Here is a 23,374-nt window from a genome sequence, read left to right on the forward strand (position 1 = left end):
TTAATTGACAGCTTTACTTTCAGTAAATAATATTTCTTTTTCATATTCCTTAACGTAATTAGCCGCCATTGTTAGATAATGAAAGTCTTTCATGGCTTTTTCCCGACAAGCTTGAGGCGAAATCTCTTTAAGTTTCTCCACAGCAGCAATATATTCGTTCTGTTTGCGACAAATGAAGCCAACATCAGGTGAAACTATTTCCCGAAAAGCTCCGCGATCGCTACAAATTACTGGAGTTCCGGAAATTAAGGCTTCAGGCACAACTAAGCCAAAAGGTTCGTGGATCAGGGTTGGGGCAAGGAGTGCTTTAGCACCAGCGATTAATTCGGCTTTCTGTTGTCCCCGTATTTCACCAACAAATTCAACCCCTTGCTCCCGGCACATGGCAGCAAATTGACGTTGATAAAACTCATTTTTACTGGAACCTGCCACAACCAGCTTGATACCTAGTTCTTGGACTAAGAGCAAGGCGAGACCAAATCCTTTCAACACGGCTCTTTCTAAACCGCATACCAAAAAAATGAAATAATCAGATTTGGTTTCAGAATAGATGAATTCAGCCGGATCGATGCTATTGTGAACATAGCGATCGCAACCATAGCTTTGGGCATGGGAGCGTGAAACAAAAATCCAATTCTTTTTTGACAAACCTGAAACATCATGATTCCCAAAAGGAGCCTGGAATGTTCTTACCCAAGGCTTACCACAGGAATCAAAGGAAGCATATGGGGAAACATCTTGAGGCTGTAGAATATCAACATCAAACCTTCGTTCCCTGACCTGATTAACGGTTTCTGGCAAAGCTTCTAGAATTTCCTTCTCTCCAAGATTGTAGAAAACATCATGTCCTAGTTCTCCCAAGCCTTTAGCCAGCAGGTCCGTGGTATGTTGAGATGCCGTTCCAGTCAATTTAGCTGGATATTGATGATTACTCGATAGGTAAATACGCATTTTCTGCTTGATAAAACTGATACAAAGCGCCACTAATTGTGACATTTTGAAGTTTACTTATTGGTTCAACTGAGTAAGTCGCCAATCCGACGGCTCCCCTAGTCAGCAACACCTCATCCACAGGCATTCACGGTCGAGCCAATCGCAGCATTTATATTACCGCACTGCTAGAAAAGTTGTCAACCAGGTTCGGGCTGTCCTAGAGTGACCAGTAGGAGGTTCAACTCTCACACATTGGTCAAATAAATAGCATAAAAATTATGTATACTGATGTATACTTATTCAGGCCAAGAAAAACCGCTATGATCAAACGTGGCAGTAAATCTTGTCAACTGGAACAATAATAGACAATCAATCCTATAATTCTAAAGTTTACTCATTGTTGTAGCGTCCAGGGCTAACTACGGAACAGTTACTCCCCTGCCTCGTAAAGGAACTGCAACTGAAGTCGCCGAGACATTTGTCCGACCGTAGCTAAAGCTGAATAGTTTCCAAACTACCGATTTTTTTTAAGATGAACTCATTGAGATTCCACTGGCGATTAGCCGCACAAGCAAATAGGTTAGGAGTTGTATCACAAGATGCTAAACTCCAGGCAAGTAATTCACCTGAGCAACAAGTGAATTTACCAGATATCGAGAATAATCTTTTCTTCTGCCGCCGTGCCGAAGAAATTGGTATTGATTCCCTGTTGACTGCCTTCGGCTATTACAGACCAGATCCAATTCTACTTTCCACTGCTTTAGCAATGGCAACAGAAACGATGAAATTCATGGTTGCCTATCGACCTGGAGCAATTTCACCTACCTTGTTTGTGCAACAAATTAATACGCTTTCTGCCTTAAGCAATGGCAGAGTGAGCTTAAATGTAATTATGGGTCATTCCCAAAAAGAGCAAGGCTACTATGGCGATTTTCTCGAACACGATCAACGTTATCAGCGAGCCGAGGAGTTTTTAGAGATTTGTCAAGGGTTTTGGCAAAAAAATGGCGGGTTTACTTTTAAAGGCACCTACTACCATATTGAAGAAGGGCAAGTCGGTACGCCTTTCGTGGCACCAGAGAGAAATTCCCCAGAAATTTACATCGGTGGCGGTTCGCCTGCGGCACAGGAACTCGCTGTAAAGCAAGGTAATTGTTGGTTACTTCTTTTCGATACCCCAGATAAACTGCGACCACGTGTTAAAACCATAATTGACCAAGGAATAGAGGTGGGTCTACGTGGTTCTATAATTGCTAGACCTACTCGTGAAGAAGCCATAGAAGCTGCTTACTCTTTGATTAATACTGGCAACAAACAATGGATTGAGGAAGTATTTGTTAAGAACTCTGATTTCCAATCGATAAAATTTGCTTATCAAGAAGAAGCTGATGGTAATTGGCTTACCCCTTGGTTATGGAAGGGTGCTGTACCTGCCCATGGACCGTCTTCTATGGCCCTTGTCGGAAGCCCGATTGATATTGCTGAAGCAATCATGGAATATAAAAAGATGGGCTGCTCTCAGTTCATTTTTTCTGGTTGGCCTGAACTGGAAACAATGACCTACTTTGGTAAGGAAATTTTACCCCTGGTTAGGGAGATGGAAAAGATATAGTCGTGAAGTACATCATGCCAGCCATCAGCCTGCCGTAACAGAGACTAAACGGATAGTTTACCTGTTTATTCAAAAGCTGTTACTGTAGTGCATTAGCTGATAACTGAATGCTTCTATCACAACCAGTTTTTTTTAATTGTATTGAAATTAACCGGAAACTGCTAAAATTAAACACAAATTACAATCAAGAAGATGGAAAGTGTCAAGCAATTTACTAAATACATGAGAGCTGATGAACCTGGTTGACTGACAAAAGTTTACGAGCGAAGCCCTGAAACTCTCTATATACAAGGGTTCTAGGGCTTACAGCAAATGCACTTATGGATTGATCGTTTTGGGCTTCAGATTTTAAGCTTGATCATTTGCCTTCAAGCCTTTTGCCACTAAAGGGCTTCGCCGGGTTCGCTTGGAGAGTGCGGAAACCCTTATTGAGCAGTCGATCTGAAATGTTTTGTCAGTCAACCAGACTACAAATCTCCGTAACCCTTACAGTGTAAGGATTACGGAGATTTTTGAATTGTGTAATTAATTTTGTGCACCTGCTTAGCAATTTCCTGGTTTTTGATGTACAGTAAGTAGGAGAGTAGAATAAAAGGAAAAAGAGAGGATGAGAGTATATTCATTAGATGTTAGAAAAAAGATAATAGAGGCAAATGAAAAGGGAAGAGTATCAATTAGATAAAGTAGCCGATAATTTCAATCTAGGAAATATCACAAAATTGTTTACCAATTAGCGAAATTAGAACAAAAATTGAAACCGTTCCACAGAATAATGGCTTCATATAAATTTAGAATAAATGATGATTTATGACACAATTTAGTATCTGGAAAAATTGTAAATATCATAATTTGTTTACAGCAACTGCTTACAGTATTATTTTCACAATTACGTTAACAATATTTTTTGTTCTTGCCAATATAATATTTCCTTATCCTAACATTCTTAATTCTCCTAATAATGTTAATCTTAAGCTAAAATACTTTGCCGAACACAAAGATGAATATAATGCTATTTTTATCGGTCCTAGTACAACTGAACACGGTATAGTACCTAATTTATTCGATAAATTAATGGCAGAGCAAAACAGAGAAATTAAATCTTTTAATGGGGCAATTGGTGGAGCAACAGTAGCAGAGATAGACTTTTATTTAAGAGATATAATTGCTTTAAAACCGGCTAATTTAAACTGGTTATTTATAGAATACCCCGATGCTATGGATGAGAAACTACGTAATTCAGGTTCTGCCAGAAGTATATATTGGCATACTCCTAAGCAAACCATCTTAGCTTTACGTATAATGTTGGAAAAAAAACATCCCCTCCGATTAAAATTTATTATTGCTTATGGCAACTTAAAAAGTTTCTTATATAGAATTTTATCGATGGGTAGATTTTCTAATTTTTGGCAACAAAAAGTATTACACTCCAACCCATTAAAGATTGCAAAACAACAATTATTGATAGAAGAATCTGGATATATTTCCTTAGATCGGTTAGCTAAATATACTAGCAAATGGGACAATGTTAGACGAAAGCTTTTAAATAATTTAGATGATTATTATCAAAATGTAGATAAAGAAATATATAAGTTTAAGCAAAGGAACACTGCATCAATTAATCTCTTTAAACCTTATACTTTAAAAGTTATCAAAAATATGTGCGATCTGATCGAAGAACAGGGAATTAAGCCCATTGTTTTTATATCTCCAACTGTGGGATATGAAGAAACAACAGCAATGGAATTGTATAAAAGCCGCAATACATCAGTAGTTTTTGCTTTAAACAATCCGGAAGCTTTCCCTACTTTATATCAAGTTGACAACAGATGGGATTTTGTGCACTTAAATGACAGAGGTGCAAGGGAATTTACTCGTTCTATGGCAGAACAATTTACTAAATATCTTGAAACAGAAAAATCAGGAATCTATCCTTTATAAAAATTAGAAATGATTTTTACCGAATTTCGCTTCCTATTTTTTTTCCTTACAGTTTTCTGTATCTATTGGACATTAAGCGAACACCAGCATCGTAAAATTTGGTTACTCATTTGTAGCTATATTTTTTATGCCGCTTGGAATTGGCGCTTCTTATCTTTAATGTTGGCTTCCACAATCATTGATTATATCATTGGTTTGATGATATCAAGACCTATAATTGATGATGCTAATCCAGATTGGGAAACTAAGGAAACTGATAGGACAAAAAACTTTGATTGGAACAACCTTGCGTCAAAACCTATAGACTTCCGACAACGCCAACTATGGCTAGTATTGAGTTTAATAGGCAATCTTAGTATCTTAGGATTTTTTAAGTATTATAACTTTTTTACTGATTCAGCGGCTAATTTTCTCAATTTACTTGGCTTACCTATAAGTTTTCCCATTCTACAAATTATTCTACCTGTAGGAATTAGCTTTTATACCTTTCAAACCCTCAGCTACTCTTTAGATATTTACCGAGGTAAACTCAAACCAACTAAAAACTTTTGGGATTTTGCCTTGTTTGTCAGCTTTTTTCCCCAATTGGTTGCTGGGCCTATTGTTCGTGCTGCCATCTTTTTACCTCAGTTATTGACACCGAAAACATTTAGTCAAGTTGAGGTTAGGAGTTGTTTGATGCTGTTTCTGGTAGGATATTTTAAGAAAGCCTGTATTGCAGATAATCTTTCTCTTATAGTCGATGAGTATTTTGCTAATCCAGAGATTTATACAGTAGCGAGTGCTTGGATAAGTGTAATCTCTTTGAGCATCCAAGTTTACTGCGACTTTTCTGGATATTCAGATATGGCGATCGCATCTGCTGGTTTACTAGGCTATAAATTACCTTTAAACTTCAACTTTCCTTACTTTGCCAGTAACATCACAGAACTGTGGAAACGCTGGCATATTACTATGTCTATTTGGTTCCGAGACTATCTTTATATTCCTTTGATGAGAAGACGGGAAAAAAAAGATAGAACCAGTATATTCTCTTATAGTAATCTTATCTATACTATGCTGGTAACGGGACTATGGCATGGTGCAGCTTGGCACTTTGTTGTTTGGGGAGGATTACATGGTATAGCTTTAGCTGTACATAAAGAATGGTCAACACGGCTATCTCCCTACAAGAAATTACTACCTGTTAGAAATGCTCTAGGTGTCCCTTTAACGTTTTACTGGTTTTGTGCTTCTGGAATCTTTTTTCGCAGTGAAGATTTTTTTAGTGGCTTAACTATTGTCAAATCTTTTGTCTTGTTTAATTCTCCTGGTACTGAAAACTTAGAACTTCAAGCTGCATGGATCTTTATTCCTTTAGTATTACTACATTGGGCAGCATACAAAAACTGGTTTAGTAACTGGTGGCGTATAATTCCCAATTGGAGTTTTGCGGCTATTTATGGACTTTGTGTTTCAGCTATTTTACCTTTGGTTAGAGTTGCTTATCAACCTTTCATCTACTTCCAATTCTAAGTTTAAAAGTAACAGACAATTCATTCTTTGGTTCAGCAACCCCGAAAATCGGGATAGATTCTATTTCATTCTGCCATTTTTGATAAATCACTTCTTCTTTTGAGTGGAATCATACTTGTGCTTTGGTGATTAGTTTTTGCTCGGCAAAGGTTGGTCAGGAATGCTATCGGGCAATTCCTCTTCCAGTAATCTGAGGCGAGGATACTGATAAGCCGCAATGGTTCCAACAACTACTACTAAACCGATAACAATGTCTAGAAGACCAATTCCACGACCTTGGCCAACGCCAATTATTTTTCCTAGATTTCCTGCTAAAATACTATCAGGAGCCATCAGAGGTTCAAAAATCAGATCGTCTAGAGGGCCAGCGATCCCATAACCAAGGGTTAAACCCACAGTAGCAATGGGATCTTTCAAACCAAAAACCCTTCCCTGTATCTCTGGAGGTACTTTCTTTTGAAACATGACTTGCACTAAACCGCTAATAACCGGATATATAGCTAACAAACAAAAGTCAGAAACCGTGAATAGAGACAGGGAAGGGCGTAAACCTGCCAAAAATATGAAAAGACCTGCTAGGAGGGTAAAGCCAAATATAGTTTTGATGTAATGCTCCTGAGCTTTCCAGATACTCATCATCAGGCTACCTAATACTATTCCAGAACTGCCAATGGATAAAACAATCCCAAGACCAGTAGGGGAGGTGAGAGATAAAACTAGGGGAGTAGTAAGGACATTAAATATTCCTGTAAATAAGTTATTGCTAGCAAATAAAATTAATAATGCTAGCAATCCAGGTTTGGTAGTTAGAAAATTCCAGCCAAAGATAACCTCCTTCCAAAAAGATTTGTTCCCTGTCTGTTCATCTAGATTATTTAATTCCTGAAATGTAACTACCATCAAGGGAACAATGGCACAAAATAAAGTCGCAAAGTCAATGACAATGATGCCTGGGATGTGAACAATGGGCAGCAATATACCTGCTAAAACTGGTGCAATCAGTTTAGATACACCCCGCCCCAAACTGGTTAAGCCACTGGCACGAGGTAGGTTTTCTTTTGGTACTAGCAGAGTAGTGGCAGCAGCATAAGCATTAGCCTGAAAAGTGCTGAAGCAAGAACTAAGAGCTTCGATGATGTACAAGTGCCAAATTTCTAGGTTTCCTGTGATGAATAACCAAGCTATGCTTAAGGTGCAAAGACCAGCACAAAAATCAGCGATAATCATCGTCCAGCGACGGCTCCAGCGGTCTACAAATCCCCCTGCGATTGGGGAAATGAGTAGACTAGGCAAGCTACCACACAAAACCAGTAAGCCGAACTGGGTAACTGAGCCGGTTTCTTGAAACAACCAGACATTGAAGGCAAACTGAGTTAAGCGAGAACCTACTAGGGAGAGAAATTGTCCAATCCAGATGATCAGAAAAATTATCATCTAGTTATACACCATTGTCATCTTTTGTGTAACAAAACGTAAGCATTCAGCCGTCAGCCGTCAGCCGTCAGCTTATTTGGCGTTGCTGATTCTGGGTATGGTTTAGCCCCCCTAGGGCGTGTTTTCAAACTCGGAGATCCCCCTAAATCCCCCTTAAAAAAGGGGGACTTTGAGTATGGCTCCCCCCTTTTTTAAGGGGGGCTGGGGGGGATCTAAATCTTGCGGAAAACTTTGAAAACACGCCCTAGCCCCAGGGCTAATTCATTGTGATCAGAGAAAATTAGGGCAGCCAGAAACTCGCGTAAACTATCAAAGTGAGCTCAATATGGAACTGTCCTACTTTTCCGATCAAGATCTTTCAATCATGCTGTCATACCACCCGAAGGCAGATTCTCACGCGTTACTCACCCGTCCGCCACTCCCCCGAAGGGGCGTTCGACTTGCATGTGTTAAGCATACCGCCAGCGTTCATCCTGAGCCAGGATCAAACTCTCCATGGTACTCAAGTTGTTTTTTTTCTTTCCCTGACTCTTAGTAAACAGTAATAATAACTGTTAACTTCGAACCAGTTCGGAATTTTAGGTTTTAGTTTTGGCCAATCTGTCCTATAATTAGGTCAGATTAACCTGAAAATTTCTTGACGAGTAGCGACCGTATATTGGCTCTCAAACTATAGATTTTTCTTGGTTCGGGGCGGTGCGGTGCGCTTGGCTTTCCTCATCGCCATTTACTAATTTACAGGGTAAAAAAGCGTTTGTCAACCTAAAACCGAAACTTTTTTCTTGATAAATCCTTGAAGCATAGGTATGGCAAGGGTTTTAGAATTTTTAAATTTTTTTTTGAATCCATTTCGGAGGTCTGACCAGGGGAAGAGGGGGAAGCTCTCAGGTCACAGGGGTAGCTTCTTTAGATTTGGTTCGGGAGTCGGGAGTCGGCAGCATTATTTTGGGAATTCTTGTATATCTTAGATACATACCTGGTGACGGGCGTGTCTGTCGATCCTGCCTGTAAGTGCGGATTGGGACTGCTGCGATGCTCGCGAGTGAAATGGGAAATTCACCTGGATTTACGGTAATTGTCCAGGATTCATCAGAGGCAAGATTAGTGAAGAGCCCTTTGCACTGGCACCATGAAATCCATTGTTGAACAACTTACTAACCTAGCTCTGACAAGGCATTTGCGCCAGAATAAATAGGTATGCAGGGTGGTCTTGGGGAGAAAATGGCTTTATTACAGGGTTTAACCCATTAGCAACTGGCCTGGTTTCCACGGGGCTTACAAGGTGCGTTTACTTAGTGTCTCTGTTCGTGCAGCGTCTCCAAAGGAGAAAGGAGAATCACGGCGTGACCCACACAGCCCCTCCCCACTCGCCCTTTGCATCAAGAAATGTCTTGGCCATAAGTTACCGTTACCAAACACTGGAGGTGTCAGTGAATTTTCAATCAGTGATTGCAACATTGAATCAATTCTGGGCAAAACATGGTTGCTTGATTGCCCAGTCCTACGATACCGAGAAAGGAGCAGGGACGATGAGTCCTCATACATTCTTGAGAGCTATTGGTCCAGAACCCTGGTCAGTTGCTTATGTTGAACCATGCCGAAGACCTACCGATGGACGCTACGGCGAAAACCCGAATCGCTACCAGCACTACTACCAATACCAAGTACTGATCAAGCCGTCACTGAATAATATTCAAGATATTTACCTAGATTCCCTCAAAGCTTTAGGTATTTGCCCTGAAGACCATGACATTCGCTTTGTTGAAGACAATTGGGAATCTCCTACCCTAGGGGCTTGGGGAGTTGGCTGGGAAGTCTGGTTAGATGGCATGGAAATTACTCAATTTACCTACTTCCAACAGTGTGGTGGCATTGATTGTCGTCCTGTACCCATTGAGATCACCTATGGTTTGGAACGATTAGCTATGTATCTCCAGGAAGTAGAGGCTTTTACTAAAATCCAGTGGAATGACCAAATTAGCTATGGAGATGTTCACCTTCAGGGAGAAGTTGAACAATGTACTTATAATTTTGAATCCTCTAACCCAGATTTACTGTTCACGCTATTTGGTCTTTACGAGCAAGAGGCAGAACAACTAACCCAGCGAGGACTTGTTATGCCTACACTAGACTACGTTCTGAAGTGTTCTCACACTTTCAACTTACTGGACGCTAGGGGTGTGATTTCAGTGACTGAGCGAACTCGTTATATCGGTAGAATTCGCAATCTAGCAAGGCGAGTGGCTCAACTCTATTTGCAACAACGAGAGATGTTAGGGTTCCCGCTCAATAAACAGACCATAGCTTGAATCTAGAACACAAAGAGCTTGACCCAATCGGTAGCAGCAAGGCATTCCTACCAGTAATCACGACTGAGAGTGTATTCGCCAGGACTTACGCAAAAATGGGCATCGAAACCTATAGGTAGTAGGGTGCTTTATTAACTCACACCACATCTAGATTTACTAGGTAAGTCCTGGCACTCTTGACCCCTGTCACTGGAGGATATTGCTAGTGCTTGGAATTGCTGGATCAACGGGTCGAGCGACTACAATCCCAAGGGAATGTCTAACATGTCTGGCATACCGTTGTAAATCACGGGCAATGGTGACTCTACCGGCAGGTGATGCATGAATAAAACCGATATTCCCATCAGCAGTACGATACACTAAGCCAGTGTGGGTGACATCTAGACCAGGAATAGTAGTAGCAATGCCAATAATATCCCCTGGTTGCAGTTGATTGTAGGCTTTCCTAATCTGATCATGGGGAATGAAATTAACAGTTGTCTGCTTCAGATTAGCTTCCATGGCTACTATACACTGGTAATTTGACTCATCACTTACTAAAGATGGGTACTTACCCCTGTGTTTACTCATGTAGTTGAGGGTTTTCTGGCGGGATACTCCTCCTAAATCTAGCGCTATGTTTTTAACTGTGCCCCTTCTCTGATTGTCATCAATCCATTGAGAGAAATAGTGTAATCGGCTGCAATAGCCATTTAGATTACCATCCCCATAACGCTGGTCACGAAGGTGATTGACAAAGGTCTGCTGAGAATAATCCTTTACGGTTATCCCTCGCGCTAGGGCTAGAATGGTTTCCACAAAAAGGACGCAGTCAAATTCATTGAGGGTGATAACTAAAGTTTCTTGACTGGCTTGGTCTAATAAGTGAGCTTTATAGCTTGCGCCCAAAAATTGCTGTGCGATCGCTTGCATGATCTCTGGGAGCGTCCGCTCAGACAAGTGGTTTGCGATCGCATACTCCATCACCTGCTCGAAACGCTTTTTATCTGCTGGGTCACTAATTTCTGGTAGGGGAAATTGGGCTATCATCAGTGACTCAGCCCTATCCTTTAATGATTCGGATATAGTGCTAGTAATTAATTTGCTAGTAATTAATCGTTTATGGCCTAGTTGACCAGATTCTGACTCAACAGTAGCTTGAGATACTAAACCAGAAGCCACACAACACGTGAGTATATAAAAAACCGCAGCTAGCCTCAAGCTTTTTTTCATTCTTAAACCTACAAACCTACCCTAAACCGAATGCGAAGGGAGAACCACTTTTGATCTGTTAACCCATATTTATTCACTGGTCAGTGTTAACTATTTCACTGGCAACTTTAGGCTCCACAAAATTATTTTCCTGTTCAGCATTTTTGACACTCCCCATAGCTAGAAGCTAGGGGATTCTTGGTTCAACGAGCTGACTTGCTCAACCAGACCGGAATCAGGAAGAGTAGAGGCCAATTCTCCCCAAGCGTTAATTAAAGTTCCCGTGTGCCCCACGGTACTCAAGGCTCTAGTTAGGATGTTTTTGGCGGCATTGTGGTCGCGATCTAGCCGACACCCACACTTACAGACATGGGTTCGAGTTGATAATGACTTCTTGACCACCTCACCACAATTGGAACAATTCTGGCTTGTATAAGCAGGATTAACTGCGACAGTTATCCGACCAAACTTTTGACCAAAATACTCCAACCATTCCCTAAACTGGTACCAACCTGCATCATTAATAGACTTGGCGAGACAGTGATTTTTAACTAAGTTTTTAACCCTCAAATTTTCGTAAGCGACCAGGTCGTTAGACCTGATTACGCAACTTGCCGGAGACGAAACCTTAGATAGTGGAGCCTTTATGGGTGTTCGGCTTTGCATAAAAGGGTTAAATCTTTTGTAATAAGGCTCCACTATCTTACGGTAACTTCTAACCAGTCTCTTGGCATGTTCTTCACGTTGCCTACTTATTTTGAGGTGTGTCCTGCCTAGTCTATTAATGGCTTTCTTTCGGTTAGCAGAGCCTTTCTTTTTTCGAGAAACCCGACGCTGATAGAACTTTAATCGTTTCTCGCCTTTTCGGTAAAATCTAGGATTGGGTTCTGCATATCCATCTGAGTCCGTATAAAACTCTTTTAAGCCAACATCTAGGCCGACATTACAGCCAGTGGCTTGTAATTGTTCTGAAGTATCAACTTTCACGCAAAATTGAATGTAGTAGCCATCAGCTCTTTGGACTATGCGAACCCGCTTTATGAGCTTAGGGTCGAATCGCCATAAGTCCCAGGTACCCTTGAGCTTTACTTGCCCAATCCCCTTTTTGTCCGTGAATTTTATCGACTTACTATCTGGGGATAACTTCCATCCAGATTGCTTATACTCGACTGACCTAGAATGCTTCTTAAATTTTGGATACCCTTTCTTCCCCGGGACTTTCTTTTTACAGTTATCAAAGAAGCGTTTAATAGCACGTTCTACGTTTTCAACAGATGCTTGACAAGCATGGCTGTTAAGATGTTTGACAAATTCAAATTCATCCCTTAATTGAGTGTTGTATCGATAGAGTTCTTTCTTTCCAATTCCACGATTATCCATCCAGAATCGGAGCACCTTGTTTCTGACAAAGCGAGCTGTTCTAATAGCTTCATTTATTGCTACTTTCTGACTCTCTTTTAAGACAGCCTTGAACTCCATTCCCAGCACTTTACTATCACCTCCTTTGCTGTAGTTTCTTTACTTACTATTATAGTCGAACTATTGAAGTAAAAGTTCCCGAACAGTTAGGGAATAAATTACCGTTCGGGCTAACCCCATGGTTTGAAGTTACCGTAAGGAGAGTGGAGCCTTGTCTTGATGCAGTCGCTCATGGGGGAAACCCCCAAGACCGCGCTGCATCGCTAATCAATAAGTTTTAACCTTTTTATGCATAGCCTGCCAACCATAAAGGCTCCACTCTCCTAAGGTTTCGTCTCCGGGATAGAATCCAGGGGCTTGCGCCCTCAGGGTCTTCGGTCAAGTTATGTCTAGTTAAGCAGATCCTAGTTAATCAGCTACTAAGAAACAACTCCCCAATCCATATAAGGCAACCTAGCCGCTGTGGATCGAATCGCTTCTACTTGAGCAACCAGTTGTCCACAAGTATCCCAAGTCCCAGTCAACAGCATGTTTCTTGGTCCATCCTCCATAAACACAGAAGCCTGCAACTCACCACAATAGACTTGCATCTCTTCCAAATCCAAGGTCATCGGGATTTCAGGATTCTCATGGAGGCTTGTTTGTAATTGCTTGACGGTTTCCGAGTCAGCGGTCACACAGGGAAGCCCTATCGCCAAGCAGTTACCAAAAAAGATTTCGGCAAAACTCTCTCCGACAATTCCTTGAATCCCCCATTTAGATATCGCTTGAGGGGCATGTTCCCGTGAAGACCCACAGCCAAAGTTACCATTTACTACTAAAACCGTTGCACCTTGATAGTGGGGTTGGTCAAAGGGATGTTGTCCGTTAGCTTGAGCGCGGTCATCAACAAAAACCTGTTGTCCGAGACCATCAAAGGTCACACAGCGCAAAAATCGAGCTGGGATAATCCGGTCGGTGTCGATATCATTCCCTACTACAGGAATTCCTGTTCCGGTAATCATCTTTACTTCACTACTCATCAGACCTGCTCCTATACCATCAACTCCCGAACATCAGCCACTGCCCCTTTAACGGCTGCGGCTACAACCATAGCTGGACTCATCAACAACGTCCGTCCCGTGGAAGACCCCTGGCGACCTTTAAAATTGCGGTTAGAAGACGAAGCACTAATCTGACTCCCTTGGAGTTTGTCCGGATTCATTGCCAAACACATCGAGCATCCAGGCTCTCGCCACTCAAACCCAGCCTCCACAAAGACTTGATCGAGTCCTTCTGCTTCTGCTTCTTGCTTAACCCGTTCCGAACCTGGAACCACAAAGGCTTTGACTCCCTCAGCCACATGATGACCTTGAGCAAATTTAGCGGCTTCTCGCAGGTCAGTCAGTCTACCATTGGTGCAGCTACCGATAAAACACACATCCACCTTTGTGCCTTGAATTTCTGTGCCTGGAGTTAGCTGCATGTACTCATAGGCTTGTTGTGCGATCGCTCTTTCCGTTTCTGGCAAACTCTCCGGTATCGGAATGGTTTCATTAACCGCAATTCCTTGACCTGGTGTAATCCCCCAGGTCACTGTAGGCGCAATGTCTGCCGCCTCAAACCTAACCACATCATCATACACGGCATCATCATCGGACCGGATACTGTTCCACCAAGCCACCGCCTGATCCCAATCTGCGCCCTTGGGAGCAAAATCTTTCCCCTTAAGATAGTCAAAGGTTACCTGATCCGGGTTAACATAGCCGCACCGAGCCCCCCCCTCGATGGACATATTACACACAGTCATCCGTCCTTCCATGGACATCTGTTCAAAAGTAGTACCAGCATATTCATAGGCATAGCCAACGCCACCTTTGACCCCTAATTTACGGATGATGTGTAAGATCACATCTTTCGGGTAAACCCCTGGGGGTAAACTACCATTCACCTCTATTTTGCGAACCTTAAGCTTAGACAATGCCAAGGTTTGGGAAGCTAAGACATCACGGACTTGAGAGGTACCAATTCCAAATGCGATCGCACCAAACGCACCATGAGTCGAAGTATGGGAATCCCCGCAAGCCACCGTCATGCCTGGCTGAGTCAACCCTTGTTCCGGAGCAATCACATGGACAATGCCCTGATTCCCAGAGCCGATATTATAAAATCGAATCCCAAACTCCTTACTACTGTTTTCCAACGCTTGCATCATCTCCTCTGCCAAGACATCAGCAAACGGACGACCTTGGTTTTCCGTCGGAACAATATGGTCTACCGTTGCCACAGTTCGTTCCGGAAACAGCACTTTCAATCCCCGTTCCCGCAGCATCGCAAAGGCTTGGGGACTAGTAACTTCATGAATTAAGTGTAAACCAATAAATAGTTGAGTCTGACCCGAAGGCAACGTGCCAACACTATGTAAATCCCAAACTTTGTCAAACAGTGTTCTCGCGCTCATTTAGAAAAGGCTTCTTACCTGGAATCCAAGACAGGGGTAATGTATTTTACCCCCAGATTTCACATTCTATTCTAAAATATGTCCTGTTCAACACAGGTTTTACATTTTTGCTAAAAAAATTAACAGCTTCCCTATAATTATTCAGCTATCATCTATCATCTATCAGCCATTAGCTATCAGCATGCAGCTTATGGGCTATTATGGGCAAGCTACGACAACAGCTTTTGAATAAAACCGGTAAATTTCTTTAATCAATGTTATTGAAAGCTGAGTGCTGACTGCTGAGTTCTGACTACTGAGTGCTGACTGCTGAGTGCTGACTGCTGAAGGCTTCCCCATCCCCACCAATCACTAATCATCAAATAAACCTAAGATTGGACCAAGGATAGCTCCGAACACAAATCCACCAGCATGAGCCCAGTAAGCAATTCCTCCCCCCTCCATTCCCACTTGAGCCTGTGCTCCCAGACTAGCTATGCCATTAAACGCTTGCTGTAGAAACCAAAACCCTAGATAAAATACAGCTGGTATCCTAGCTACGAAAAATATGATAAATAGGGGCACTAGAGTCAGGATTTTAGCATTAGGAAACCTGATAATATAGGCACCCATCACTCCAGCAATTGCTCCACTAGCTCCTAAAGCAGGGATAGGAGATAGAGCTGAGAAAAACCATTGGGCTAACGCGGCTAAAGCCCCACAAGTGAGATAAAAAATTAAGAACCTTATCCCCCCAAGTTTTTCTTCAATGTTGTTACCAAAAATCCACAAAAATAACATATTGGAGCCAACATGAAGAAAGCCAGCATGGAGAAATTGGGATGTGATCAGAGTCAAGGGTTCTGGCACAGGCTGGCCCACAGGAAAACCCTCGAAACTAGCGGTTAACTCCCTAGGTACCACAGCATAAAGCCTAAAAAACGTGTCGAGTTCTGGTTTACTTAAGCTAAGTTCATAAATAAAGACTAAAATATTAATAGCAATCAGAAGGATAGTAATATATGGCGTGATTGTGATTGGGTTTTCGTCTCTTAGGGGTACCATAATTCATTTTTATTTTATGAGTTCACCGAAATAGTCACACCAGATTCTAAAGGAAGTTTACAAAATTAACTAATCTTTGAGTTTTTGCTAAGCAGTCAGTTTTCAACCCCCGTCTATTATCACACTTTTCTCAAGTTAACTAAAACTTGATTTGTGAACTAGATAAGTCAGCTGATTGAGGAGTGCTAGATTTTGGCGTTGCTGATCTAAGGAATAATATCAAGTCTAGTTGGGTCAGTTACCACTTACCACTTACCACTTACCCTAAATCATTCCACAAGTGAGCAACGCCCTATGTTTAGCTTTTGTTGAATCTACCACTTCAGCAGATTAAATTGTTCCATATCCACCGTATCCCGATTACGATATATCGACAGCACAATAGCTAAACCCACCGCCGCTTCTGCAGCTGCTACCGTAATTACAAAAACAGTAAACACTTGACCTTTAATCCCTGCTGAGTCCATAAAATTAGAGAACCCCATTAAATTCAGATTGACCGCATTCAGCATTAGCTCAATAGACATCAGCACTCGCACGGCATTGCGGCTAGTTACTAGACCATAAATACCGATGCAGAACAAAGCAGCAGCAAGTAGTAAAAAGTATTGGAGTTGAAGTTCCATAAATCTGATAGTTTTTTAGGTAGGTAATAGTAAGCTATTCAGCATTTAGATTGGGATACCTAAATTGCTCAAAGGGAACAGTTAACAGCGGTTATGGTAACAGGTAATAACCAATTTAAGCGATGCAGCGCGGTCTTGGGGGTCTCCCCCATGAGCGACTGCATCAAGAAAAATGAACATCAGCTTAGTTTTTAAATGGGTAATTACTAGTTGGTTATTGACCCTTGAGGGGTGACAGTAAACCTTGGCATTTCGGCCACGCTACGCGAACAACTTACCCTTCACCATGCCAAGGGCGAACAACCTTCAACAAAAAACTAAACGGTTGTCTTAGTGGAATCTCCTGCTACAGACGCAAGCTCCCGAGGACGTTCAGGCAAGGTCAAAGCTGTAGCAATTTCCTGATCTCTCGAAACCAATTCCTCAGGAATATAATCCCGACGAGCTATGATAATTGCCCCTACCATTGCCATTAACAAAAGTACAGAAGCTAGCTCAAACGGCAATAAAAAGTCACTGAAAAAATGCTGACCAATCTCCACAGCAGTATTAGTAACAACCATAGCTGGATCAATTTCAACTGACCATGGCGTTGCCAAAACCATTGTACTCAGAAGCGCAAACAAACCAATACAGACTATAGCAGTGGATCCAGTGCGCACCCAGCGCTTAGTCATTGGTTGAAAATCCTCTCGCTTATTCACCAACATGATGGCAAATAAAATTAGGACATTAACCGCCCCAACATAGATTAATATCTGTGCTGCTGCTACAAAGTCAGCATTTAGCAGAATATACAATCCAGAAATACCGATGAAAACACCAGCCAGTAAAAACGCTGAGTATACAATGTTGGAAAGAAGGACAACCCCTAAAGCCGCCCCAATCATGATCACCGATAGTATGGCAACGGAAATTATCTGAACCCCTTCCGCTAGATTCATGCTTAGCTTATCTCCTCGTGATATATTTTTGGCTAATCGTTATTAGTGATAAGTCATTGGTCACAGTCAACAGTCACTAGTTAACCTTCAACCTTCAACCTTCAACTTTAAATTTTCAACCTTCAACCTTCAACCTTGGCCTTTGGCCACGCTACGCGAACAACTTTTAAAAGACCAATGACTAACAACTAACTCTTAACGTCTTCTTCCTTTGATTGCATTTGCTCGAGAATTTCCTCTGGACGCATACCAGCCCTTTGAGAACCTGCTGGCAAATCATGAGGATCCATAACCCCTTTCGGTAGATAAGCCAATTCCCTTAGAGGAGTTACCATTGGGTCTTGGGTAACTTTATAGGGGAGGCGTCCCAGGGCTACATTATCATAGTTCAACTCATGACGGTCGTAGGTAGAAATTTCATATTCTTCCGTCGCTGATAGACAGTTAGTGGGGCAGTATTCAATGCAGTTAGCACAGAAAATACAAACTCCGAAATCTATACTGTAGTGCTTGAGATTTTTCTTCTTAGTAGCTTTATCAAATTCGTAATCTACCACTGGCAAGTTAATCGGACAAACCCGCACACAGACTTCGCAGGAAATACACTTATCAAATTCAAAATGAATCCGACCGCGATAGCGCTCAGAGGGGATTAGTTTTTCGTAAGGGTATTGTACTGTAATTGGACGCCGTTGCATGTGATCAAAAGTCACCGATATCCCTTGACCAATGTAGCGAGCAGCCTGCACAGTTTCTTTAGCGTAGTCGCCAACCTGTTTGATGAACTTTAGCATAATAATAGTTTAGTGTCTCTCTCTTGATGGTCTTGCTGAGTATTGTAGTACTGATTTATGATTCCTAAATTATGTACTTTTTTAAGTATATCTTGTCCGTTTTACTACTTATTACTATCGTTTTTTCGTTACTTGTTAATTCTTAACTTTTAATAAAAAAGTAGCCAGTAAACGGACTTGATATAACTAATAACTAACCACCAAAGGCAATTGGAAATGCCAATTTAAGAGCAGCAGTTAATAGAAGATTTACCAAAGCTACTGGTAGTAGAAACTTCCAGCCTAAGTTAAGCAATTGGTCAATCCGAACCCGAGGCAGTGTCCAGCGTAACAGAATAGCTGTAAAGATCAGGAAGTAAGCCTTTAGCAGGGTCATGGTAATCCCTAAAGAAGCAGTAATCACCTGCAACCAGGAACTGGTTTCACTCACACCTAGCCAGCCCGCAAGCTTATCGAGAGGAATGGGGAACTCCCACCCACCGAGATAGAGCACTGCTACGAGCAAGGCAGATAACACGAGATTGACGTAGGAACCGACATAGAACAAACCAAATTTCATCCCAGCGTATTCTGTCTGATAGCCAGCTACCAGTTCTTCTTCTGCTTCGGGTAAGTCAAAGGGGAGTCGCTCGCATTCTGCCAAGGCCGAAATCCAAAAAATTAGGAAACCCACTGGTTGACGCCAGATATTCCAACCCAGAATGCCGTATCCCGATTGCTGATCAACGATGTCAATGGTGCTGAGGCTGTTGGACATCATGACAACAGCTAGAACCGCTAATGCTAGAGGAATTTCGTAACTGATAGACTGAGCTGCAGCTCTTAAGCCTCCGAGTAAGGAATACTTATTATTAGAGGCGTAGCCAGACATTAACAGACCAATCGGCTGAATGCTCGACAGGGCAATCCATAGGAATATGCCTGTGCCCACATTGGTAATTACCAAGTTCTGTCCAAACGGTACAATCAGGTAGGAGATAAATACCGGCAGTACAACCAGGATTGGTCCGAGGGTGAATAATAAAGAGTCAGATTTGGCTGGAATAACATCTTCTTTGAAGACGAGTTTGATGCCATCTGCTACAGGCTGGAGTACCCCTAGAGGGCCAGCGTATTCTGGACCAATGCGCTGTTGAGCAGCAGCTGAAATTTTTCGTTCTAACCAGACCACTACCAAAACCCCTACGGTGGCAACGGTAATCATTAGAAATAGGGGTAATGGCATCCAAATGGCTTTAGCTGCACCAGCGGGGATGCCTAGATCACTCAGCGATTGAATAAAACTGCTTTGGAGGTCAATTCCTGGATTCATATTTTCCCATGAAGGTTATCATTGAGACCATCGATACCGCTGGTATCAGTGGGTATAAGTTTCTTTATGAAGATTTTTTGAGAACTTCAGTGTCTAGTATATACTTGAGAGCTTAATTTCTCCCGATCACCCGATCACCCCTTGTCTATCCTAGACCTAAAGCATTGCTAGGATAGCTCTATCGCTATTGTTTTTATATATAGGGTTCATCAGCAATTGGATGGGAGTGCGATCGCACTGTTATAGATATCACTGTATAGATCGCGATAGATCGCGCTTTTCCTGGGATGTTAGAACCGCAGGTGCTGCTTTCCCGGCATCCAGCTGCGGAAAATCTAGTCTGTAGACTTGCCTATAAGTATCTTGCCCATAGCTATCTGTTCGTGGCATTATTAATGACCAACGATTAAGTTGTAATATTTAGGCTTATTATTGTCGTTGACTATACCAAAAGCGATTGGCCGTAGACCACACTACGCGAACGCATTTCTACTTAAAACTTCTACTTAACAAACTTAAAGCTAAACTTTCAAGTAGATCAACCCATCTTTAACCCCAATGATCCTGTGCATAAATCCTGGGTGTCCTCAGCCCGGTAACCCTGATACGGATCTATTCTGCTCAAGCTGCGGTTCTGAGTTATTGCTGGCGGGACGGTATCGGGTCAGCCGATTACTCGGAGAAGGTGGCTTTGGACGAATCTATGAGGTGACTCACAAGGGAATTGCCAAGGTTCTCAAAATTTTGATTAACGATGAACCCAAAGCTGTGGAACTTTTTGAGCAAGAAGCCAGAGTTCTCACTCAGCTCAATCATCCAGGTATTCCTAAAGGAGAGGAAAATTTTACCTTCTTTCCCAGAAACCACCAAACCCCCCTATACTGTTTGGTCATGGAAAAAATCTCTGGGCTGAATTTAGAGGAGTATCAGGAAAAGCGAGGAAATCGCCCCATTGATGAAAAATTAGCCTTGGATTGGTTATTTCAAATCGTTGATATTCTCCAAGCAGTTCATCAGGAAAACTTTTTCCATCGCGATATCAAACCTTCCAATATTATTTTGCGTCCAGATGGACAACTAGTATTAATTGATTTTGGCACAGTGCGCCAAGTTACCGACACTTTTATGTTCAAACAATCTGCTGGGAATGTTACCAGTATGATTTCCCCTGGGTATACTCCCCTAGAACAAATCCATGGTCAAGCGGTACCCCAATCGGATTTCTACGCTCTAGGACGGACATTTGTTTATTTGCTGACAGGGCAAGAACCCTCAGATTTGTATGATGCTGGTAATGATATCTTGATGTGGCGACCCCATGCACCACACATTTCTTCAGAGTTAGGGGATTTTATTGATAGTTTGATGGTGCGAGTTTATCAACGTCCTAAAGATACTCAGGTTCTTTGGGAAAAGTTACAAGCAATCAACTCCGAACTTAATCCTCCACGGCCATCCCAGAAACCAGAAGATTCTACTGTTGTTAATAGACAACAATCAAGTCAAGCGGGGGGGTTGGGCAGTTTAGGAATAGCTGTAGTTGGATTTTTTAACCAATTCCAAAACTCCGAGCCCTCACCAGTCGAGGGAGTGACCCTAAAATCTTTTGAGTTTGATGTGGTAACTCTAGATAAATACGGTGAAATTAAAAAGCGCCGCCGTCACCAAGCCCAATATTTCACAGAAGACTTAGGCAATGGTGTAGGGCTAGATATGGTGTACATCCCTGGGGGAAGATTCCTCATGGGTTCACCAGAAACTGAGAAGGGACATAGCGACGATGAAAGTCCACAGCATTGGGTCAGAGTCTCTCCCTTCTTCATGGGAAAGTTTACGGTTACCCAGGCCCAGTGGCGGGCTGTAGCAACCTTATTCCAAGTCTCCCCTTCCCTAAACCCCCAGCCCTCTAAGTTCAAAGGCGATACTCTGCCAGTGGAAAAGGTATCTTGGTATGAGGCGATGAAATTTTGTGCTATTCTATCTAGGCTGACTGGACGAAACTATCGGCTTCCGAGTGAGGCGGAATGGGAATATGCCTGTCGGGCTGGTACCAGTACGCCATTCCACTTCGGTGAAACCATTACCACCGATGTGGCCAATTACGATAGCAACGGTACATACAGCTCTGAGCCAGAAGGGGTATATCGAGAACAAACTACTCGTGTAGGTAGCTTTGGTGTAGCCAATTCCTTTGGTTTGTATGACATGCATGGGAATGTTTGGGAGTGGTGTGCTGACCATTGGTACCCAAACTACCTAAGCGCTCCGGTTGATGGTAGTGCTTGGCTAAATAGTATCAATGAGTATGATCATCATTCCCGGCTTCTGCGCGGTGGTTCCTGGGATATCATTCCTGGGATATGCCGCTCGGCTTGCCGCTTCAGCTATATCCCGGCAGACAATATCCAAGTCAACATTGGTTTTCGGGTAGTGTGTGATGTTATTACGGCTTGATGGGTTAACCATGGGTAATAGCCGTTGAGGGAGTATTGCTGGTCTCGTGTTGCTGCTATCAATGGGAGCAAGAACTTACGAATGCGATCGCATCAATAAACATCCTGCAAAACCCGATAACCAATATCCCGACGGTAATACATCCCTTCAAAGTGGATACAATCCATAGCGCTATAAGCAACTGATAAAGCTTGCGCTATTGTTTTCCCCGTTCCGGTAACCCCCAAAACCCGACCACCACTGGTAACTAGCTCTTCCTGCTTCAAGGTAGTACCAGCACTGCAAACTATTGCTCCGTGTTGCTCAGCTTGTTGGATACCAGTAATTACCTTACCCTTTTCGTAAGCTCCCGGATACCCCTTCGAGGCAGCAATCACACAAGCAGCAGCCCCTTGTTTCCAGGTAATCGTTGGTAATTCAGCCAGTCGCTGTTGGGTGCAAGCCAGAAGCACCTGATCTAGGGGAGTTTCTAGCAAGGGTAGGATAGCTTGAGTTTCTGGATCCCCAAAGCGACAATTAAATTCCAGAACCGTTGGGTTTCCTTCTGGAGTAATCATCAATCCTGCATAGAGAACTCCCCGATAATCAATGCCCCTGACCTTTAAAGCCTCAAGGGTAGGATTAAGAATCTCCGTCTCAATGCGTGTGCTTAGCTCTGGGGTAACAATCGGTGCAGGAGCATAAGCTCCCATCCCTCCGGTATTGGGACCCGTATCCCCTTCCCCAATTCGCTTATGGTCTTGAGCTGGTACTAAGGGACGAACCGTCAAGCCATCCGTAACAGCCAAAACCGAAACTTCTTGACCGGTGACACACTCTTCAATCACTACCGTCTCAAACCCATTCTGAAAGAGTGACTCCACAGCCATTTCTGCCTCGTCTATCGTCGCCGCAACAGTTACCCCTTTACCGGCTGCTAAGCCATCGGCTTTGACCACAATTGGTGCTACCTGGGCTTTCACATAAGCCAATGCTGGCTCTGGTTCCGTAAACACAGCAAAACTTGGGGTAGGAACACCAGCCGACTGCATCAAATCCTTTGCCCAAGACTTACTCGACTCAATTTGCGCTCCCTCCTGGGTGGGACCAAACACAGGGATATCTTTACCTTGGAGATAGTCTGTAATACCTAAAGACAGTGGGAGTTCTGGACCTACCACCACTAGAGATATATGGTTAACCAGAGCAAACTCAGCAATTGCTTCAAAATCTTGAAGGTTTAATAAACGATTTTGGCAACCTGTTAGTGTAGCGGTGCCACCATTACCAGGAACACATATCACCTGCTGAATACTTTGAGATTGCAGTAGTTTCCAGGCCAGGGCGTACTCCCTTCCCCCATTGCCAATTACCAAAATCTTCACTTTTTTTCTACACTCTGTGCTGAATACTCTATCTTATTCTATGAC

General features: G+C 42.6%; 18 protein-coding genes. 5 read left to right on the forward strand and 13 right to left on the reverse strand.

The features are described 5' to 3' along the window. Window positions 1–996 carry a glycosyltransferase gene (locus tag F6K64_RS14065; RefSeq protein WP_287265648.1) on the reverse strand — a complete coding sequence of 332 codons (996 nt, stop codon included), beginning with the start codon at window positions 994–996 and terminating at the stop codon, window positions 1–3. A gap of 469 nt (window positions 997–1,465) precedes the next feature. Between F6K64_RS14065 and F6K64_RS14070 the strand changes: the two genes are divergently transcribed. The 3 genes from F6K64_RS14070 (at window position 1,466) to F6K64_RS14080 (ending at window position 5,998) form a co-directional block, all read left to right on the forward strand. Next, window positions 1,466–2,545, forward strand: coding sequence for an LLM class flavin-dependent oxidoreductase (locus F6K64_RS14070; RefSeq protein WP_287265649.1), 1,080 nt, complete (start codon window positions 1,466–1,468; stop codon window positions 2,543–2,545). Between the two features lie 807 nt (window positions 2,546–3,352). Next, window positions 3,353–4,483 carry a hypothetical protein gene (locus tag F6K64_RS14075; RefSeq protein ID WP_008187217.1) on the forward strand — a complete coding sequence of 377 codons (1,131 nt, stop codon included), beginning with the start codon at window positions 3,353–3,355 and terminating at the stop codon, window positions 4,481–4,483. 9 nt (window positions 4,484–4,492) lie between these two features. After that, window positions 4,493–5,998, forward strand: coding sequence for an MBOAT family O-acyltransferase (locus F6K64_RS14080; protein ID WP_008187219.1), 1,506 nt, complete (start codon window positions 4,493–4,495; stop codon window positions 5,996–5,998). 129 nt (window positions 5,999–6,127) lie between these two features. Here the strand turns inward: F6K64_RS14080 and F6K64_RS14085 are convergent, their stop codons facing one another. Continuing rightward, window positions 6,128–7,432 (reverse strand): MFS transporter, encoded by a 1,305-nt coding sequence (locus F6K64_RS14085; protein WP_008187222.1) that lies wholly within the window; start codon window positions 7,430–7,432, stop codon window positions 6,128–6,130. A 1,430-nt stretch (window positions 7,433–8,862) separates the two neighbouring features. Between F6K64_RS14085 and glyQ the strand changes: the two genes are divergently transcribed. Further along, window positions 8,863–9,741 carry a glycine--tRNA ligase subunit alpha gene (glyQ, locus tag F6K64_RS14090; RefSeq protein WP_008185010.1) on the forward strand — a complete coding sequence of 293 codons (879 nt, stop codon included), beginning with the start codon at window positions 8,863–8,865 and terminating at the stop codon, window positions 9,739–9,741. A 186-nt stretch (window positions 9,742–9,927) separates the two neighbouring features. Here glyQ and F6K64_RS14095 read toward each other — a convergent pair whose 3' ends face one another. The 10 genes from F6K64_RS14095 to F6K64_RS14140 form a co-directional block, all read right to left on the reverse strand. Beyond that, on the reverse strand, window positions 9,928–10,953 hold the full coding sequence (locus F6K64_RS14095) for an N-acetylmuramoyl-L-alanine amidase-like domain-containing protein (RefSeq protein WP_008185013.1): 1,026 nt from the start codon (window positions 10,951–10,953) through the stop codon (window positions 9,928–9,930). Window positions 10,954–11,112: 159 nt separating this feature from the next. Continuing rightward, window positions 11,113–12,411, reverse strand: coding sequence for an RNA-guided endonuclease InsQ/TnpB family protein (locus tag F6K64_RS14100; protein WP_008185017.1), 1,299 nt, complete (start codon window positions 12,409–12,411; stop codon window positions 11,113–11,115). Between the two features lie 359 nt (window positions 12,412–12,770). Next, the gene (leuD, locus tag F6K64_RS14105) at window positions 12,771–13,373 is read right to left on the reverse strand and encodes a 3-isopropylmalate dehydratase small subunit (RefSeq protein ID WP_008185019.1); all 603 of its coding nucleotides are present in this window, start codon (window positions 13,371–13,373) and stop codon (window positions 12,771–12,773) included. Window positions 13,374–13,384: 11 nt separating this feature from the next. Next, on the reverse strand, window positions 13,385–14,791 hold the full coding sequence (leuC, locus tag F6K64_RS14110; RefSeq protein WP_008185021.1) for a 3-isopropylmalate dehydratase large subunit: 1,407 nt from the start codon (window positions 14,789–14,791) through the stop codon (window positions 13,385–13,387). Window positions 14,792–15,142: 351 nt separating this feature from the next. Further along, on the reverse strand, window positions 15,143–15,835 hold the full coding sequence (locus tag F6K64_RS14115; protein WP_008185023.1) for a rhomboid family intramembrane serine protease: 693 nt from the start codon (window positions 15,833–15,835) through the stop codon (window positions 15,143–15,145). Between the two features lie 314 nt (window positions 15,836–16,149). Then, window positions 16,150–16,461, reverse strand: a complete 312-nt coding sequence (nuoK, locus tag F6K64_RS14120; protein ID WP_008185025.1) for an NADH-quinone oxidoreductase subunit NuoK — start codon at window positions 16,459–16,461, stop codon at window positions 16,150–16,152. 317 nt (window positions 16,462–16,778) lie between these two features. Continuing rightward, entirely contained in the window at window positions 16,779–17,405 is a 627-nt protein-coding gene (locus tag F6K64_RS14125) for an NADH-quinone oxidoreductase subunit J (RefSeq protein WP_008185027.1), read from the reverse strand. A 188-nt stretch (window positions 17,406–17,593) separates the two neighbouring features. Further along, on the reverse strand, window positions 17,594–18,199 hold the full coding sequence (gene ndhI / locus F6K64_RS14130) for an NAD(P)H-quinone oxidoreductase subunit I (RefSeq protein WP_008185029.1): 606 nt from the start codon (window positions 18,197–18,199) through the stop codon (window positions 17,594–17,596). 193 nt (window positions 18,200–18,392) lie between these two features. Beyond that, window positions 18,393–19,511 (reverse strand): NADH-quinone oxidoreductase subunit NuoH, encoded by a 1,119-nt coding sequence (gene nuoH / locus F6K64_RS14135; RefSeq protein ID WP_008185031.1) that lies wholly within the window; start codon window positions 19,509–19,511, stop codon window positions 18,393–18,395. Between the two features lie 249 nt (window positions 19,512–19,760). Further along, the gene (locus F6K64_RS14140) at window positions 19,761–19,901 is read right to left on the reverse strand and encodes a hypothetical protein (protein WP_154659812.1); all 141 of its coding nucleotides are present in this window, start codon (window positions 19,899–19,901) and stop codon (window positions 19,761–19,763) included. A gap of 168 nt (window positions 19,902–20,069) precedes the next feature. Between F6K64_RS14140 and F6K64_RS14145 the strand changes: the two genes are divergently transcribed. Next, the gene (locus tag F6K64_RS14145) at window positions 20,070–21,965 is read left to right on the forward strand and encodes a bifunctional serine/threonine-protein kinase/formylglycine-generating enzyme family protein (RefSeq protein ID WP_008185033.1); all 1,896 of its coding nucleotides are present in this window, start codon (window positions 20,070–20,072) and stop codon (window positions 21,963–21,965) included. 92 nt (window positions 21,966–22,057) lie between these two features. Here the strand turns inward: F6K64_RS14145 and purD are convergent, their stop codons facing one another. Beyond that, a complete protein-coding gene (purD, locus tag F6K64_RS14150; protein ID WP_008185036.1) occupies window positions 22,058–23,329 on the reverse strand; it encodes a phosphoribosylamine--glycine ligase in 1,272 nt (423 codons plus the stop codon). Between the last annotated feature and the right edge of the window lie 45 nt (window positions 23,330–23,374).

Origin of the sequence: Moorena sp. SIO3A2 (assembly GCF_010672265.1) — a bacterium.
In the GTDB taxonomy this organism is placed as follows: Bacteria; Cyanobacteriota; Cyanobacteriia; order Cyanobacteriales; family Coleofasciculaceae; genus Moorena; species Moorena producens.